This window comes from Streptomyces sp. NPDC046821, from assembly GCF_040645335.1.
Classification (GTDB): domain Bacteria; phylum Actinomycetota; class Actinomycetes; order Streptomycetales; family Streptomycetaceae; genus Streptomyces.
The window spans coordinates 228,297-243,584 of record NZ_JBEYYB010000013.1 but is presented as its reverse complement, the minus strand read 5'-3'; the positions used below and the strand labels follow the sequence as shown (position 1 = coordinate 243,584).

The following is a 15,288-nucleotide window of genomic DNA, read 5'->3' as shown; positions in this document are numbered from 1 at the left end:
GACCGGCTTCCGGCGGGTCGAAAGGGTCCCCGGGGGCGCCTTCGTGGTTGCCCGGGGCCACCATTGGGTAGGGACGGCTACCAGCGCTGAGCGGCCCTGTCCATCACCCCCGCGGGCGAGAGCTGTCGGTGCTCGCAGGTAGATTCGATCGAGGCTGGTGCACCGACCGCACTCGGGACGAACCCGCCGCTACCGACGATTGCAGGAGTGATTCGCGTGGATCGTGTCGCGCTGCGCGGCCTCAAGGCCCGCGGGCACCATGGCGTCTTCCAGAAGGAGCGCGAGGAGGGCCAGACCTTCATCGTGGACCTGGTGCTCGGACTCGACACCCGCGCCGCGGCGCGCGACGACGACCTGGCGAAGACCGTCCACTACGGCATCGTGGCGGAGGAGGTCGTGGCCATCGTCGAGGGCGAGCCGGTCGACCTCATCGAGACGCTCGCGCAGCGCATCGCCGACGCGTGCCTGAAGCACGAGGGCGTCGAGGAGGTCGAGGTCTGCGTCCACAAGCCGGACGCCCCGATCACCGTCCCGTTCGACGATGTGACCGTCACGATCACCCGGAGCCGAGTATGAGCGCATCCTTCACCGAGGGCCCCAGCGACCCGACCGTACAGCCGGTGCCCGCCTCCGTCGTGGAGCAGGTGGACGCCGCCGACACCACGCTCTCCAACCCCAAACGCGCGGTCATCGCCCTCGGCTCGAACCTGGGGAACCGGCTCGAGACCCTCCAGGGCGCCATCGACGCTCTGGAGGACACCCCCGGCGTCCGCGTGAAGGCCGTCTCGCCCGTCTACGAGACCGAGCCGTGGGGCGTCGACCCGGGCAGCCAGCCCGCGTACTTCAACGCGGTGATCGTCGTGAAGACGACGCTGCCCCCGTCCTCCCTCCTGGAGCGCGCGCACGCCGTCGAGGAGGCCTTCGACCGCGTCCGTGACGAGCGCTGGGGCGCCCGCACCATCGACGTCGACATCGTCGCGTACGCCGACGTCGTCTCCGACGACCCGGTCCTCACGCTCCCTCACCCCCGCGCCCACCAGCGGGCCTTCGTCCTCGCGCCCTGGTACGACGTGGAGCCCGAGGCCCAGCTGCCCGGCCACGGACCGGTCGCCGAGCTGCTCGCCAAGGTCACCCGTGAGGGCGTCACGCCGCGCGCCGACCTGGAACTCCAGCTGCCCGAATAGTCGTTAGGGTCGTGCGGACAGACACAGACGGCGCGGGGACTGAGGGGCGACCACCGGAATGAAGCAACTGCGGATCAGGGTGCTGGCCGGCCTCTTCGTGGCCGCCGGCGTGCTGAGCTGGGCGGCCGCCCGGCTCTGGGACGCGATCGGCACGCTGCCCTCGGTTCCGCTGGCGGCGCCGATCGTCCTCGCCGTGATCGCCGTGATCCTGCTGGCTACGGCGCTCTCCATCCGCGCCCGGCTGCGCGCCCAGCGCGAGCGCCGCCCGGAGGCCAAGGGCGTCGACCCGCTGATGGCCGCGCGCGCCGTCGTCTTCGCCCATGCCAGCGCCCTCGTCGCGGCCCTCGTCGCCGGGCTCTACGGCGGCACGGGCGTCTTCCTCCTCGAGCGCCTCGACTTCCCGGCCCGCCGCGAACAGGCGATCTACGCCGGCTTCTCGGTCCTGGCCGGCATCGCCGTAATAGCAGCCGCCCTCTTCCTGGAGCGAGTCTGCAAACTCCCGGAAGACGACGACGAAAACCACGGCAACGCGGCCCGCACGACGTAGGCCTCGCGCCGCGTGGGCAGCGTGTGGGGTTGCGCCGCGTGGGGCTTGCGTCGGGCGATTTGGCCTGCGCCGCGCGGGTCGCGCGTGGGGCTTGCGCCGGGCGATTTGGCCTGCGCCGCGTGGGCCGCACGACGTGAGGCTTGCTCCGAGTGAGGTTGCGCCGCGTGACGCCTGCCCGCCGTGAGGCCTGAGCCGCATGAAGCGCCCGCCACGTGAGGCCTGGGCCACGTGAACGCTCGCGCCGCGTGAGGCTTGCGCCGCGTGAGGCTTGCGCCGCGTGAGGCTTGCGCCGCGTGAGGCTTGCGCCGCGTGAGGCTTGCGCCGCGTATGGCTCGCCCCACGTAAGGCCTGCCCCGCGTCAAGCGCGCCGCATGAAGCCCGCGCAGCGTGGGGCCTGCCTGCCCGCGTGAGGCCTGACTCGAGTAAGGCACCCGCCGCGCAGAGCCTGCGCCACAAGAAGCGCGCCGCTTAAGGCTCGCGCCGCATGAGGCCTACCCGCGTAAGGCCTGCCCCGGGTGAAGCTGGCACAGCGCAAGGCGTGCCCCGCGTAAGAGCTGCCCCGCGTGCGGCTCGCCCCGCGTGACGCTCCCACCGCGTAAGGCCTAAGCCGCGTAAGACTCACGCCACATGAGGCCGACGCCGCCTGAGGCCCGCGCCGCGCAAGGCTTGCGCCGCGCAGCGGTGAGGCGCCAACCCCTCGGGCACACGCCACACGCCCCCGGCAAGGATCAGTGGCCGATGATCAAGCTCATCGCCTCGTTGCGCGTCGCGGGGTCGCGGAGTTGGCCGCGTACCGCCGACGTTATGGTCTTCGCGCCCTGCTTGCGTACGCCTCGCATCGTCATGCACATGTGCTCGCACTCGATGACGACGATGACGCCGCGCGGCTCCAGGATCTCCATCAGGGAGTCGGCGATCTGCGTGGTCAGGCGCTCCTGGACCTGCGGGCGCCGGGCGTAGACGTCCACGAGGCGGGCCAGCTTCGACAGGCCGGTGATCTTGCCGTCGCTCGACGGGATGTACCCGACGTGGGCGACACCGATGAACGGCACCAGGTGGTGCTCACAGCTGCTCTGGACCTCGATGTCCTTCACCAGGACCATCTCGTCGTGACCGAGGTCGAACGTCGTCGTCAGAACATCCTCGGGCTTCTGCCACAGACCCGCGAATATCTCCTTGTACGCGCGCGCCACCCGGCCCGGGGTCTCCCGCAGGCCCTCACGGTCCGGGTCCTCCCCAACCGCGATGAGCAGCTCACGCACGGCGTTCTCGGCGCGCTTCTCGTCGAACTCGCCGATTCGGCCCTCGCCGTCCAGCGTCACCGGGTCGGTCATCTGGTGCCTCTTTCTTGAACATAAAACCGCGTCCCCCACACCGTAAGGCGTGGGGGACGCGTTCATCCATTCCGGGGTGATCAGGCCTCGGGGCTGTCCGTGGGCGCGATCTCCAGACCGGGCTCCGCGACCGGGGCCGCGTTCGCACCGTTCGTCAGCGACAGCTCCTTGGGGGAGAGCACCGGCGGACGGGTCGACGGGGTGCGCCGGGAGGAGCCGGTCCACGCGGGACGGGCCGGACGCTTCACGATCGGAGCGAAGATCTCGGCGATCTGCTCCTTGTTCAGCGTCTCCTTCTCCAGGAGCGCGAGGACCAGGTTGTCGAGAACGTCACGGTTCTCGACAAGGATCTCCCAGGCCTCGTTGTGCGCGTTCTCGATGAGCTTCTTGACCTCTTCGTCGACGAGCGCGGCAACCTCTTCCGAGTAGTCACGCGGGTGCGACATCTCCCGGCCCAGGAAGGGCTCGGTGTTGTCGCCGCCGAACTTGATCGCGCCGAGCCGCTCGGTCATGCCGTACTGCGTGACCATGGCCCGCGCGGTCGCGGTCGCCTTCTCGATGTCGTTCGCCGCACCCGTGGTCGGGTCGTGGAAGACCAGCTCCTCGGCCGCGCGCCCGCCCAGCATGTAGGCGAGCTGGTCGAGCATCTCGTTGCGCGTGGTCGAGTACTTGTCCTCGTCGGGCAGGACCATCGTGTAACCGAGGGCACGGCCGCGGGACAGGATCGTGATCTTGTGCACCGGGTCGGAGTTGGGCGAGGCCGCCGCGACCAGGGCGTGTCCGCCCTCGTGGTACGCGGTGATCTTCTTCTCCTTGTCGGACATGATCCGGGTCCGCTTCTGCGGGCCCGCCACGACGCGGTCGATCGCCTCGTCCAGCATCGAGTTGTCGATCAGCTTGCGGTCGCTGCGCGCCGTGAGGAGCGCCGCTTCGTTCAGCACGTTCGACAGGTCGGCGCCGGTGAAGCCCGGGGTACGCCGGGCGACGGCGGACAGGTCGACGTCGGGCGCGACCGGCTTGCCCTTCTGGTGGACCTTGAGGATCTCCAGACGGCCCTGCATGTCGGGGCGGTCGACCGCGATCTGGCGGTCGAAGCGGCCCGGACGCAGCAGCGCCGGGTCGAGGATGTCGGGCCGGTTCGTGGCGGCGATCAGGATGACGCCGCCCTTCACGTCGAAGCCGTCCATCTCGACGAGCAGCTGGTTCAGCGTCTGCTCGCGCTCGTCGTGACCGCCGCCGAGACCCGCACCGCGGTGCCGGCCGACGGCGTCGATCTCGTCGACGAAGACGATCGCCGGAGCGTTCGCCTTGGCCTGCTCGAAGAGGTCACGCACACGGGAGGCACCGACACCGACGAACATCTCGACGAAGTCGGAACCCGAGATCGAGTAGAACGGCACCCCGGCCTCACCGGCGACGGCGCGCGCGAGGAGCGTCTTACCCGTTCCGGGCGGGCCGTAGAGGAGCACGCCCTTGGGGATCTTGGCGCCGACTGCCTGGAACTTGGCCGGCTCCTGCAGGAACTCCTTGATCTCGTGGAGTTCCTCGACCGCCTCGTCCGAGCCCGCCACGTCGGCGAACGTCGTCTTCGGGGTGTCCTTGGTGATGAGTTTCGCCTTGGACTTCCCGAACTGCATGACGCGGGAGCCGCCGCCCTGCATCTGATTCATCAGGAACAGGAAGACGACGACGATCAGGACGAAGGGGAGCAGGGAGAGCAGGATCCCCACGAAGGCGTTCTGCTTCGTCGGGGAGACGGTGTAACCGTCAGGAATCTGCTTGCTCTCGAACTTGGCCTGCAGATCCTTGGCCACCGCGACGCCCTGGTCGCCGATGTAGCTCGCCTGGATCTTGCTGCTGCCGTCCACCTTCTGGCCGCTCTTGAGAGAGACCTTGATGGTGTTCTCGTCGCCGGTGGTGACCTTGGCCGACTGCACCTGGTTGTTGTCGATGGCCTGAATTACCTGGCCGGTGTCCACCGTCTTGTAGCCGCCGGACGAACCGACGACCTGCATCAACACGACCACGGCAAGGACGGCCAGCACGATCCACATGACCGGCCCACGGAAGTATCGCTTCACGTCCATCCATACGGAGCGATGCCGCCCCGTCCCTCCTGCCATAGTGAGTTTGATAAGGCTGTTTTGAAGACTGTTCCTCGGACGGTACCCCAGCTTTGTGGCCCGAAGCCGCAGGGGACAGCCGAGAATCTCGCCCTCGAATGCTCAACGGCGGGAGACCCGCAGGGGTTCCCGACCGTCTCACACAGGTTCGGGCGCCGTTCAGCCGCCGTAGACGTGGGGCGCCAGAGTGCCGACGAACGGCAGGTTCCGGTACTTCTCCGCGTAGTCCAGGCCGTACCCGACGACGAACTCGTTCGGGATCTCGAAACCGGTCCACTTCACGTCGATGGCGACCTTGGCCGCCTCCGGCTTGCGCAGGAGGGTGCAGACCTCGAGGCTCGCGGGCTCGCGGGTGCCGAGGTTGGTGAGCAGCCACGACAGCGTGAGGCCCGAGTCGATGATGTCCTCGACGATCAGGACGTGTCGGCCCTTGATGTCCGTGTCGAGGTCCTTGAGGATCCGCACGACGCCGGACGACTGGGTGCCCGCGCCGTACGAGGACACCGCCATCCAGTCCATCGTGACGGGGGAGGACAGCGCGCGCGCCAGGTCCGCCATGACCATCACGGCGCCCTTGAGGACACCGACGATCAGCAGGTCCTTGCCCGCGTACTCCGCGTCGATCTTCGCGGCCAGCTCGGCCAGCTTCGCGTCGATCTCTTCCTTGGTGATGAGCACCGACTGGAGGTCGGTGCCCATGTCTTTCGCGTCCACCCGCATCACTTTCGGTCGTCCCACCGGCTGCGTGAAGGGCGCGCCTTCGTCAGCCTTGCCGGATGACCAGTCTGCCACCCTGCCGCTGAGCCACTACCCGGCCGGGGAGGTTGATCTCCCCCTGGCCGCGCCAGCCGGTGATCAGACGGTCGACCTCTTCGATGTGCCGGGCGAACAGGGAACCCGCGGGAGCACCGGCCTCGATGGCCGCTCGGCGCAGGACCCGGCGGCGTACGGCGGGCGGCAGCGCGAAGAGCTTGGCGCACTCCAGGAGGCCTGCGGCATCACGCACCGTGGCCTCGGCCTGCGCGGCCCAGCTGTCCAGGGCGTCGGCATCGTCCCGGGACAGCTGGGCCGTACGGGCGAGCGCCTCGACGACACCTTTGCCGAGGGCCTTCTCCAGGGCGGGCAGCCCCTCGTGGCGCAGCCGGGAGCGGGTGTACGCCGGATCGGTGTTGTGGGGGTCGTCCCAGACGGGCAGCGACTGGGCCAGGCACGCGGTGCGGGCGGTCTGGCGGTCGATCTGGAGGAAGGGCCTGCGGTAACGGCCGCCGGCCCCCGAGGCCGCGGCCATGCCCGACAGGGAGCGGATGCCGGAGCCGCGGGCGAGACCGAGGAGAACCGTCTCCGCCTGGTCGTCGCGGGTGTGGCCGAGCAGGATCGCGGCGGCGCCGAGGCGGTCCGCGGCGGCGTCCAGGGCGGCGTACCGGGCGTCCCGCGCGGCGGCTTCGGGGCCGCCTTCGCGGCCGACCCGCACGGCCGAGGACTCGACGGGATCGAGGCGCAGGGCCCCGAGCCGCGCGACGACGTCGGCGGCGCGGAGGTCGGAGCCGGGCTGCAGACCGTGGTCGACGGTCACGCCACCGGCGCGGACACCGAGTTTGGGAGCCTCGAAGGCGAGGGCGGAGGCGAGCGCCATGGAATCGGCACCGCCGGAGCAGGCGACGAGCACCAGCGGCTGGCTATGAGGGGCGCCGTGCGGAGCTGTACGCGGGGCGCTGTGTTCATTGAGTACGTCATGGAGTACGCGGCGGACCGCCAGGCGTATCGCCGCGACCGCAGGATGGGGACCCATGTCCGGTTCCCTTCATGAAGTTTTCGGTGGGGGTGAGGCTCGGACTACACACTCATCGGACTGCTCACTCAACAGCGACCCGGTGACTTCGGTCACTCAGAGTGTGTCGATGGTGACAGAGCCGAGCCGTTCCCCGAGCATTGCACGCCTACTCGCGGCTCACGGTCCCTCGGATGGGTGATTACGGGGGCGTTCCCCTGCCGTTGGCCGTATTTGTTTCACGACCCTGCTTTACGGTGCGCCTTCGGCCTTACGGTGCACCCTCGCGACCCAGTCCGCCGGTTTGGCGATCTCCGACTTGGTGGGCAGCGTGTTCGGCGATGTCCACACGCGATTGAATCCGTCCATACCCACCTCGTTCACCACGGCCCGGACGAAGCGCTCCCCGTCACGGTACTGGCGCAGTTTCGCGTCGAGGCCGAGGAGTTTGCGCAGCGCCAGATCCAGGCGGGACGCGCCCTTCTGCCGGCGCTCCTTGAACTTCTCCCTGATCTCGGCGACCGACGGCACCACCGCGGGCCCCACGCCGTCCATCACGAAGTCCGCGTGCCCTTCGAGCAGCGACATCACGGCCGTGAGCCGGGCGAGGATCTCGCGCTGAGCAGGCGTCTGCACGAGCTCGACCAGGGACCGTCCTCCCTCGTCGCCCTCACCCTGCTCGCCCTCCGGACGCGCGCCCGCCAAGGACTGCGCGGCCTCCCGGATGCGCTCCAGGAACGTCATCGGATCGACGTCGGTCTCGCCGAGGAATGACTGGATCTCGCCCTCGAGATGGTCCCGCAGCCAGGGCACGGCGGTGAACTGCGTGCGGTGCGTCTCCTCGTGCAGGCACACCCAGAGTCTGAAGTCGTGCGGCGCCACGTCGAGTTCGCGCTCCACGTGCACGATGTTCGGCGCGACGAGGAGCAGTCTGCCGCCGCCCTCCGCCGAGCCCGGCAGGTCGCCGGTCGGCGGGGCGAAGGTCTCGTACTGGCCGAGGACGCGGGAGGACAGGAAGGAGAGCAACATGCCCAGCTCGACGCCCGTAACCTTGCCGCCGACGGCGCCGAGGACCGCGCCGCCGGGGCTCGAGCCGCGCCGCTCCTCCATCTTGTCGAGGAGGGGCTTGAGGAGTTCTCTGAATCCAGCCACGTTCGCCCGGACCCAGCCGGGGCGGTCGACGACGAGGACAGGGGTGTCGTGCGCCTCGTCGGTGGCCAGGCGCGTGAAGCCGCGGACGTGTTCCTCGGAGGCCTTGGCGTGCCGGCGCAGCTCGGCGACGACGGCCCGCGCCTCGTCCCGGCTCACCTCCGGCCCCGGCCGCACGAGTCGGGTCGCGGTCGCCACCGCGAGATTCCAGTCGACCATCCCAGACGCACCACCGAAGCTCGTCATGCGTCAACCGTACGTGCTCGGCCCCCGGCGCACAGGGGGCTTGCCCCGGACGCCGCCCTGGTTGCGCCCCCTAGGGGATCACGGGCGGGACGACCGGGCGCGGGAGCCGGGCGAGCGGTGGGCGATGGGCCGAGGCGACGGGCTGAAGCACACAGCTGAGCCGCTCGCGCCGGTCAGCGGCAGCCGCAGTCCGCCACCGTCGACGCGAGGCGGTCCAGGGCCGACTGGGCGCCCATCGGGTTCGCGGTGCCGTCCGTCATGAACGCGAAGACCAGAAGCCGCCCGTCCGCGTCGACGACCGCCCCGGCCAGCGTGTTCACCCCGGTCAGCGTGCCCGTCTTGGCCCGTACGAGGCCGATGCCCGCCGCGTCGGCCTCGTCGGTGTAGCGCTTGCTGAGCGTGCCCGTGAAGCCGGCGACGGGCAGCCCGGTGAGGACGGGGCGCAGACCAGGGCGCTCGCGGTCGGCGGCGCGCGCGAGGACCTGGGTCAGCAGGTCGGCGGAGACCTTGTCGGAGCGGTCGAGTCCGCTGCCGTCGGCGAAGTGCGTGCCGGAGAGCGGGAGTTCGAGCTTCTCCAGTTCCTTGCGGATGCCCTTGCCGGCACCGTCGAAGCTCGCCGTCCCGCCCGTCGCGAGGGCCACCTGGCGGCCCAGCGCCTCCGCGATGTCGTTGTCACTGTTCGTGAGCATCCGCTCGACCAGGGCCGACACCGGCGGGGACGACACCTCGGCCAGCTCGTCGGCGTGGTCCGAGGCGTGGCCGGAGCCCGGGTCGCCCTTCGTCCTGATGCCCTGGTCCTTCAGGAAGCCGGCGAACTTGCGCGCGGCGGCGGCCGCCGGGTCCGACTCGCGTGGGGCCGTGCCGCTGGTCGAGTCGTCGAGGCGCGCCTCGTCGGCCATGAGGGCGCTGACCGGGGCGAGGTTCTCATTGGGCCCGATCGAGTGCAGGACGGGTCCGGAGTAGAGCGAGGTGTCGTACGAGAGGGTGATCTCTTTCGTACCGCGGTCCTTGAGCTTCTTCGCGGTGGCGTCGGCGAGGGTGCGCAGGCTGGCGTTGGGGCCCGCGTCCTTGCGGGCGGTGAGTGTGGGGTCGCCGCCGCCGACGAGGACGACCTTGTTCTTGTCCGAGTTCTTGTCCGAGTTCTTGTCCGAGCCGGGTTCCAGGACGGTCTTCGTGACGATGCGGTGGTCGGATCCCGGCATCGAGAGCGCGGCGATCGCCGTGGCGAGCTTGGTCGTGGACGCGGGCGTCAGGGCGTCACCGGAGCTCTTGCCGTAGAGGCGCTCGCCGGTGGCGGCGTCGACGACGGCCGCGGTGCGGCGCGAGCCGAGGGCAGGGTCCTTGAGGAGCGGGTCGAGCACCTTGGCGAGCGCGCTCTTCGTGGGGCCGGCGCCCGAGACGGCGGGCGCCGCGAGCACGGAAGGGGCGCTCGGGGCGGCGTCGGGCTCGTCGGAACGCCCGCTCCGGCCGTGATCTGTGCCACCCCCGGCGTCCAGGGAGGCGGCACGGCGTGCCTCCGCCGTACGCTGACCGTCGGAGTCCCAGGGACCGGCCGAGGCCACCGCCACGGCAGAGAGTGCCAGGCCCAGGGTGGCAGCGCCCGCCGTGAGCTGCCAGGTCTTGATCTTCGCGAGCGTCCTCACTGCCTGTGAGAGCACCTGCGAAGCCTTGAGCTCGGGCACCACGTACCAGCCCCTTTCGCGATCACACACCTGCGTGAGGGACACTTAATCACTGCGTCCTGCCGTGGGAGCACACCCACGGGCTCGGGCCGGACGAATCCGGCGGACGCCCGGGGGTTATCCCTCGGGAGGACGCAGCATCACCAGTCAGATGTGTTTGATCATGGAGGAGCCACCGGTGGAGTTCGACGTCACGATCGAGATTCCGAAGGGTTCGCGGAACAAGTACGAGGTGGACCACGAGACCGGTCGGATCCGCCTGGACCGTCGACTCTTCACCTCGACCAGCTACCCGGCCGACTACGGATTCGTCGAGAACACGCTCGGTGAGGACGGTGACCCGCTGGACGCGCTGGTCATCCTGGAGGAGCCCACCTTCCCCGGCTGCCTCATCAAGTGCCGCGCCATCGGCATGTTCCGCATGACGGACGAGGCGGGCGGCGACGACAAGCTGCTCTGCGTCCCGGCCTCGGACCCGCGCGTCGAGCACCTGCGCGACATCCACCACGTCTCCGAGTTCGACCGCCTGGAGATCCAGCACTTCTTCGAGGTCTACAAGGACCTGGAGCCCGGCAAGTCCGTCGAGGGCGCCGACTGGGTCGGCCGTACCGAGGCCGAGGCCGAGATCGAGCGTTCCTACAAGCGCTTCAAGGACGAGGGCGGTCACTGATCACCCCCGCGCCACACGGGCCGTCCGACTCCTCAGGGGGTGGGGCGGCCCGTCGCCGTTTATGTGCGCATACTGAGGCGTACCGGAGGAGGGCAGGCGGCGTGCGAAGGGCGAGTCGGTGACGGAGCGGGAGCCGGAGGCGGAGGAAGACCGCAAACCGCAGTCGGACGAGGCGCGCAGCGCCTTCACCCCGCCGCCGGGTGTCGTGCCGCACACGCCGGCGCCGGAGCAGGACGAGTCGCAGACGACGTCCGAGTTCGCGCTCCCCGAAGGAGTCGGCGCCCCGGCCGGAACCCCCGCCGACACCGGCGGTTCGGCCTTCACTCCCCCGCAGACCTACAGCGCGAAGCAGGCCCCGCCCGCGTTCACGCCCGCGCACGGCTTCCCCATGGTCAAGCTGGCCAAGGAAGCGCCCTGGCACGACCGGATGCGCACGATGCTGCGGATGCCGGTGGCCGAGCGCCCGGCGGCCGAGCCCGCGCAGAGGCATGACGAGGAGGCCGGGCCCGCGGTGCCGCGCGTCCTCGACCTGACGCTGCGTATCGGCGAGCTGCTGCTCGCGGGCGGTGAGGGCGCCGAGGACGTGGAGGCGGCGATGTTCGCCGTGTGCCGCTCCTACGGGCTCGACCGGTGCGAGCCGACGGTGACGTTCACGCTGCTGTCGATCTCGTACCAGCCGTCCCTGGTCGACGACCCGGTGACCTCGTCCCGGACGGTGCGGCGGCGCGGCACCGACTACACGCGCCTCGCGGCCGTCTTCCACCTCGTCTACGACATCAGCGACGAGGAGGTCGACGTCTCCCTGGAGGAGGCCTACCGGCGCCTCGCGGAGATCCGCCGTAACCGCCACCCGTACCCCGGGTGGGCCCTCTCGACGGCCACCGGGCTGCTGGCGGGCGCGGCCTCGATCCTGGTCGGCGGTGACGCGTTCGTGTTCGTCGCGGCGGCGCTGGGCGCGGTCCTCGGTGACCGGCTCGCCTGGCTGTTCGCCGGGCGCGGGCTGCCGGAGTTCTACCAGTTCACGGTCGCCGCGATGCCGCCCGCCGCGATAGGGGTCGCGCTGACGCTCGCCCACAACGTCGTGAACGTCAACGCCTCCGCTGTGATCACCGGTGGACTGTTCGCACTGCTGCCGGGGCGGGCCCTGGTGGCGGGCGTGCAGGACGGTCTGACCGGTTACTACATCACCGCGTCCGCCCGCCTGCTCGAAGTCCTGTACTTCTTCGTCGGCATCATCGTCGGCGTCCTGGTCGTGCTCTATCTCGGCGTCCAGCTGCACGCGCAGCTCAACCCGGAGATGGCGCTGCAGGCCATCGAGCGCCCGTACTGGCAGATCGCCGCCTCGATGGCGCTGTCGCTCGCCTTCGCCGTCCTGCTCCAGCAGGAACGCTCCACCGTGCTCGCGGCGACGCTCAACGGCGGTGTGGCGTGGGTCGTGTACGGGGCGATGCACTTCACCGGCGGGATCTCGCCGGTCGCGTCTACGGCGGCGGCGGCCGGTCTCGTCGGCCTGTTCGGGCAGCTGCTGTCGCGCTACCGGTTCGCGTCCGCGCTGCCGTACGTGACGGCGGCGATCGGGCCGCTGCTGCCCGGTTCCGCGACGTACTTCGGGCTGCTGGCCATCGCGAACAACGACATCAACGCGGGTCTGGTGTCCCTGTCGAAGGCGGCGGCCCTGGCCATGGCCATCGCGATCGGGGTGAACCTCGGGTCGGAGATCTCCCGCCTGTTCCTGCGCTCGCCCGACGCGGCGGGGCGCCGGGCGGCGAAGCGGACCCGAGGGTTCTAGCAACCCTCGGGCCGAATTGGTCAGCGCTTCGCGTGGCGTCCGCGCTGGCCCTGAGCCGGCGCCGCCGACTCGGGCCCGGCCGCCGCGGCCTTCTTCGCCTTGCCGCGGGCCCGCAGGAACTCGATCGCGATGGGGACCACCGAGACGAGGACGATCAGGATCAGGATCGCTTCGATGTTCTTGTGGACGAACGCGATGTTGCCGAGCCAGGAGCCGAGCAGCGTGACGCCCGCGCCCCAGAGCACACCGCCGATCACGTTGAACGTGATGAAGGAGCGGTACTTCATGCCGCTGACGCCCGCGATGATCGGCGTGAACGTGCGCACGATCGGCACGAAGCGGGCCAGTACCAGGGACTTGGGGCCGTACTTCTCGAAGAACTCGTGGGCCTTGACCACGTTCTCCTGCTTGAAGAGGCGGCTGTCCGGGCGGTTGAACAGCGACGGGCCGACCTTCTTGCCGAAGAGGTAGCCCGCCTGGTCGCCGATGATCGCGGCGAGGCAGATCAGGCCGATGGCCCCCCACAGCGGGAAGTGCAGGGTGCCGGCGGTGATCAGCAGGCCGCAGGTGAACAGCAGCGAGTCGCCCGGCAGGAAGAAGCCGATGAGCAGGCCGGACTCGGCGAACACGACGAGGAGCAGGCCCCAGATGCCGAACGTGTTGAGCAGGTGGTCCGGGTCCAGCCAGCTTGGTCCGAGAGCAAGCGTCGTCACGGTTCCGGACTCCTGAGGGGGTGGTGGTGCGAGGGCAATGGCGGTGCAAAGTTATCAACGCCAGATGACGTCACCGGGTTCCAGTGGCTTCCGGTGGCTCTCTCAGGATGCATGGTGCGGCGACACTGGGAAACCTGTGTCCATGGGTATCGAAGACTTCGGCGGCGGCCAGAACCCGCAGACGGACGTGCTCGTCGTCACCACGAACGACGTGCCGGGCTACCACGTGGACCAGGTGATCGGCGAGGTGTTCGGCCTCACCGTGCGCTCGCGGCACCTCGGCAGCCAGATAGGCGCGGGCCTCAAATCCATGATCGGCGGCGAGCTGAAGGGCCTCACCAAGACCCTGGTGGAGACCCGCAACCAGGCCATGGACCGGCTCGTCCAGCAGGCACGCGCGCGTGGCGCCAACGCGGTCCTGATGTTCCGCTTCGACGTGACCGAGGCCGCCGACGTCGGTACGGAGGTGTGCGCCTACGGGACTGCGTGCGTGATCAGCCCGAAGCCGTAGGCGCTGACCTTTCAGTCCTGAGCCCGTCAGGCGCGGCGCACCGCATTGGCATAGATGGCCTCCTTAAGGAAGGCGGCCAGGCCCTCCTTGTCCTTGTCGAGGTTGCGCCGGTAGCGCTCGTCGGCGACGAACATGTCGGCGAGGTTGGTCTGCATGTCGTAGGAGCACCCGTAGTGGAACTCGCAGATCTGCTGCCGGTGCTCCTCGGCGAGGTCCATCGCGGCCTCGGACTCGGGCTCCTGGCCCGCCTCGATGACGGCGACGAGGCGACGCATCCAGTCGTCGTACGCCTGCCTGATCCGCAGCCAGTCCTCCTTGGTGTACGAGGCCGCCTTGCGCTGCGACTCGGCGTAGGCGTCGGTGCCGCCCCAGCGTTCCTGGACCTCGTCGGCGTAGGCCTCGGGGTCGTGGTCCCCGAAGACCTCGAACTTCTCCTCGGGCGTGAGATCGATGCCCATCTTCCGTGCCTCCATGGCGTTCCGGACGGCGGCGGCCATCTTCTGGAGTCTGTCGATCCGGGCGGAGAGCAGTTCGTACTGCCGACGCAGCTGCGCCTGCGGGTCCGCGTCCGGGTCGTCCAGGAGTGCCGCCACCTCGTCGAGCGGAAAGCCGAGTTCCCGGTAGAACAGGATCCGTTGCAGCCGGTCCAGGTCGGCGTCGCTGTACCGCCGGTGCCCCGCGCCGCTGCGCCCGCTCGGTGTGAGCAGCCCGATCTCGTCGTAGTGATGCAGCGTGCGCACCGTCACCCCGGCGAACCCGGCGACCTGCCCCACGAAGTGGCCCACGGCTCCCGCCCTCTCCTTCGGCTCGGCTTCGTACGGGTCTCAGCGTGCCGCCTCACGCCACGTGAGGTGCAAGCCATGCCCCTCAAGCCATGCCCCTCAGGCCATGCCCTTCAAGCCATGCCCGCGAAGACCTGGTCAACGGTCCCCGGGATGCGGCTCCCCTGTGGCGTACGGGTTCTCCTGTCCCTCGGTAAGCACCCCTACGAAGGGCTCGCCCTCGCCCGCGAACGTGTAGGCCCCGCCCTCGATCCGGCCGATCAGCCCCCGCGTCCACAGCGCGCCCGCGTCCGCCGAACTCACCCAGTAGTTCATGATCTCGCCGATGTGCCCGATGCTCTCGGGACCTTCCTCCGGCGTGTAGTACTCGGTGACCGACCGGCGCCACTCCTCGATGCCGGCCACCCGGCGCCGCAGCAGCTCCACCGCTTCCGCCCGCGGCAGGTCGACGATGAAGCCGAGCGCGGCCGACAGGACGTCAGGCTTCTGGTCGTGCGCGACCAGCGCCTCACGGAGCAGCTCGAGGAACTCGTCGGTGCCCTTGTCCGTGATCTCGTACTCGGTGCGCGGCGGGCCGCCGGCCGTGGACGGCGCGATCTCGTGGGCGACGAGGAATCCCTGCTTCGCCATCTGCTTGAGCGCGTGGTAGATCGAGCCGGGCTTCGCGTTCGACCACTCGTGCGCGCCCCAGTACTCCAGGTCGTTGCGCACCTGGTAGCCGTGCGCGCGGCCGTGCTGCCGCACAGCCCCGAGAACCAGGAGTCGGATCGCTGACATGAGGCCCAGCGTA

At 69.8% G+C, this 15,288-nt stretch carries 14 protein-coding genes and 1 pseudogene; 6 read left to right on the top strand and 9 right to left on the bottom strand.

Going from position 1 to position 15,288, the window contains the following annotated elements; all coding sequences use genetic code 11:
- The first annotated feature begins 216 nt into the window (after positions 1-216).
- Genes folB through ABZ893_RS26965 form a run of 3 tightly spaced genes read left to right on the top strand, consistent with a single transcriptional unit; the run spans position 217 to position 1,731 of the window.
- Positions 217-576, top strand: coding sequence for a dihydroneopterin aldolase (gene folB / locus ABZ893_RS26975; RefSeq protein WP_361408176.1), 360 nt, complete (start codon positions 217-219; stop codon positions 574-576).
- A complete protein-coding gene (folK, locus tag ABZ893_RS26970; RefSeq protein ID WP_361408174.1) occupies positions 573-1,184 on the top strand; it encodes a 2-amino-4-hydroxy-6-hydroxymethyldihydropteridine diphosphokinase in 612 nt (203 codons plus the stop codon). Before folB ends, folK begins: the two co-directional genes overlap by 4 nt.
- 58 nt (positions 1,185-1,242) lie before the next feature.
- Complete coding sequence (locus ABZ893_RS26965) at positions 1,243-1,731, top strand: DUF3180 domain-containing protein (protein ID WP_361408173.1); 489 nt, start codon at positions 1,243-1,245, stop codon at positions 1,729-1,731.
- A 728-nt stretch (positions 1,732-2,459) separates the two neighbouring features.
- On the opposite strand, the gene folE is transcribed toward ABZ893_RS26965, so the two are convergent.
- From folE to dacB, 6 genes are all read right to left on the bottom strand, one after another.
- A complete protein-coding gene (folE, locus tag ABZ893_RS26960) occupies positions 2,460-3,065 on the bottom strand; it encodes a GTP cyclohydrolase I FolE (protein ID WP_361408171.1) in 606 nt (201 codons plus the stop codon).
- An 80-nt stretch (positions 3,066-3,145) separates the two neighbouring features.
- Complete coding sequence (gene ftsH, locus ABZ893_RS26955; protein WP_361408324.1) at positions 3,146-5,152, bottom strand: ATP-dependent zinc metalloprotease FtsH; 2,007 nt, start codon at positions 5,150-5,152, stop codon at positions 3,146-3,148.
- 195 nt (positions 5,153-5,347) lie between these two features.
- Entirely contained in the window at positions 5,348-5,908 is a 561-nt protein-coding gene (gene hpt, locus ABZ893_RS26950) for a hypoxanthine phosphoribosyltransferase (protein WP_361408321.1), read from the bottom strand.
- Between the two features lie 43 nt (positions 5,909-5,951).
- Positions 5,952-6,977, bottom strand: a complete 1,026-nt coding sequence (gene tilS / locus ABZ893_RS26945; protein WP_361408169.1) for a tRNA lysidine(34) synthetase TilS — start codon at positions 6,975-6,977, stop codon at positions 5,952-5,954.
- Between the two features lie 231 nt (positions 6,978-7,208).
- A complete protein-coding gene (locus ABZ893_RS26940; protein WP_361408167.1) occupies positions 7,209-8,351 on the bottom strand; it encodes a zinc-dependent metalloprotease in 1,143 nt (380 codons plus the stop codon).
- A 173-nt stretch (positions 8,352-8,524) separates the two neighbouring features.
- The gene (dacB, locus tag ABZ893_RS26935) at positions 8,525-10,033 is read right to left on the bottom strand and encodes a D-alanyl-D-alanine carboxypeptidase/D-alanyl-D-alanine-endopeptidase (protein WP_361408318.1); all 1,509 of its coding nucleotides are present in this window, start codon (positions 10,031-10,033) and stop codon (positions 8,525-8,527) included.
- 178 nt (positions 10,034-10,211) lie between these two features.
- Between dacB and ABZ893_RS26930 the strand changes: the two genes are divergently transcribed.
- Both ABZ893_RS26930 and ABZ893_RS26925 read left to right on the top strand, forming a co-directional pair.
- Positions 10,212-10,703, top strand: coding sequence for an inorganic diphosphatase (locus ABZ893_RS26930; protein ID WP_100597700.1), 492 nt, complete (start codon positions 10,212-10,214; stop codon positions 10,701-10,703).
- A 118-nt stretch (positions 10,704-10,821) separates the two neighbouring features.
- Entirely contained in the window at positions 10,822-12,492 is a 1,671-nt protein-coding gene (locus ABZ893_RS26925) for a threonine/serine exporter family protein (protein ID WP_361408165.1), read from the top strand.
- Positions 12,493-12,578: 86 nt separating this feature from the next.
- On the opposite strand, the pseudogene ABZ893_RS26920 reads toward ABZ893_RS26925, so the two are convergent.
- Positions 12,579-13,205, bottom strand: a pseudogene (locus ABZ893_RS26920) (VTT domain-containing protein); the annotation flags it as partial.
- A 142-nt stretch (positions 13,206-13,347) separates the two neighbouring features.
- On the opposite strand from ABZ893_RS26920, the gene ABZ893_RS26915 reads away from it, so the two are divergent.
- The gene (locus ABZ893_RS26915) at positions 13,348-13,716 is read left to right on the top strand and encodes a YbjQ family protein (protein WP_361408163.1); all 369 of its coding nucleotides are present in this window, start codon (positions 13,348-13,350) and stop codon (positions 13,714-13,716) included.
- A gap of 26 nt (positions 13,717-13,742) precedes the next feature.
- Here the strand turns inward: ABZ893_RS26915 and ABZ893_RS26910 are convergent, their stop codons facing one another.
- Positions 13,743-14,501: a MerR family transcriptional regulator gene (locus ABZ893_RS26910; RefSeq protein WP_361408161.1), complete on the bottom strand. Its 759-nt coding sequence runs from the start codon at positions 14,499-14,501 to the stop codon at positions 13,743-13,745.
- 135 nt (positions 14,502-14,636) lie between these two features.
- Complete coding sequence (locus tag ABZ893_RS26905; RefSeq protein WP_361408159.1) at positions 14,637-15,275, bottom strand: PadR family transcriptional regulator; 639 nt, start codon at positions 15,273-15,275, stop codon at positions 14,637-14,639.
- Between the last annotated feature and the right edge of the window lie 13 nt (positions 15,276-15,288).

Coding starts and splice junctions, on each gene's coding strand:
- ABZ893_RS26905 (WP_361408159.1), bottom strand. CDS start 15,275: ATGTCAGCGATCCGACTCCTGGTTCTCGGGGCTGTGCGGCAGCACGGC.
- ABZ893_RS26940 (WP_361408167.1), bottom strand. CDS start 8,351: ATGACGAGCTTCGGTGGTGCGTCTGGGATGGTCGACTGGAATCTCGCG.
- folE (WP_361408171.1), bottom strand. CDS start 3,065: ATGACCGACCCGGTGACGCTGGACGGCGAGGGCCGAATCGGCGAGTTC.
- ftsH (WP_361408324.1), bottom strand. CDS start 5,152: ATGGACGTGAAGCGATACTTCCGTGGGCCGGTCATGTGGATCGTGCTG.
- tilS (WP_361408169.1), bottom strand. CDS start 6,977: ATGGGTCCCCATCCTGCGGTCGCGGCGATACGCCTGGCGGTCCGCCGC.
- ABZ893_RS26915 (WP_361408163.1), top strand. CDS start 13,348: ATGGGTATCGAAGACTTCGGCGGCGGCCAGAACCCGCAGACGGACGTG.
- hpt (WP_361408321.1), bottom strand. CDS start 5,908: ATGCGGGTGGACGCGAAAGACATGGGCACCGACCTCCAGTCGGTGCTC.
- ABZ893_RS26965 (WP_361408173.1), top strand. CDS start 1,243: ATGAAGCAACTGCGGATCAGGGTGCTGGCCGGCCTCTTCGTGGCCGCC.
- folK (WP_361408174.1), top strand. CDS start 573: ATGAGCGCATCCTTCACCGAGGGCCCCAGCGACCCGACCGTACAGCCG.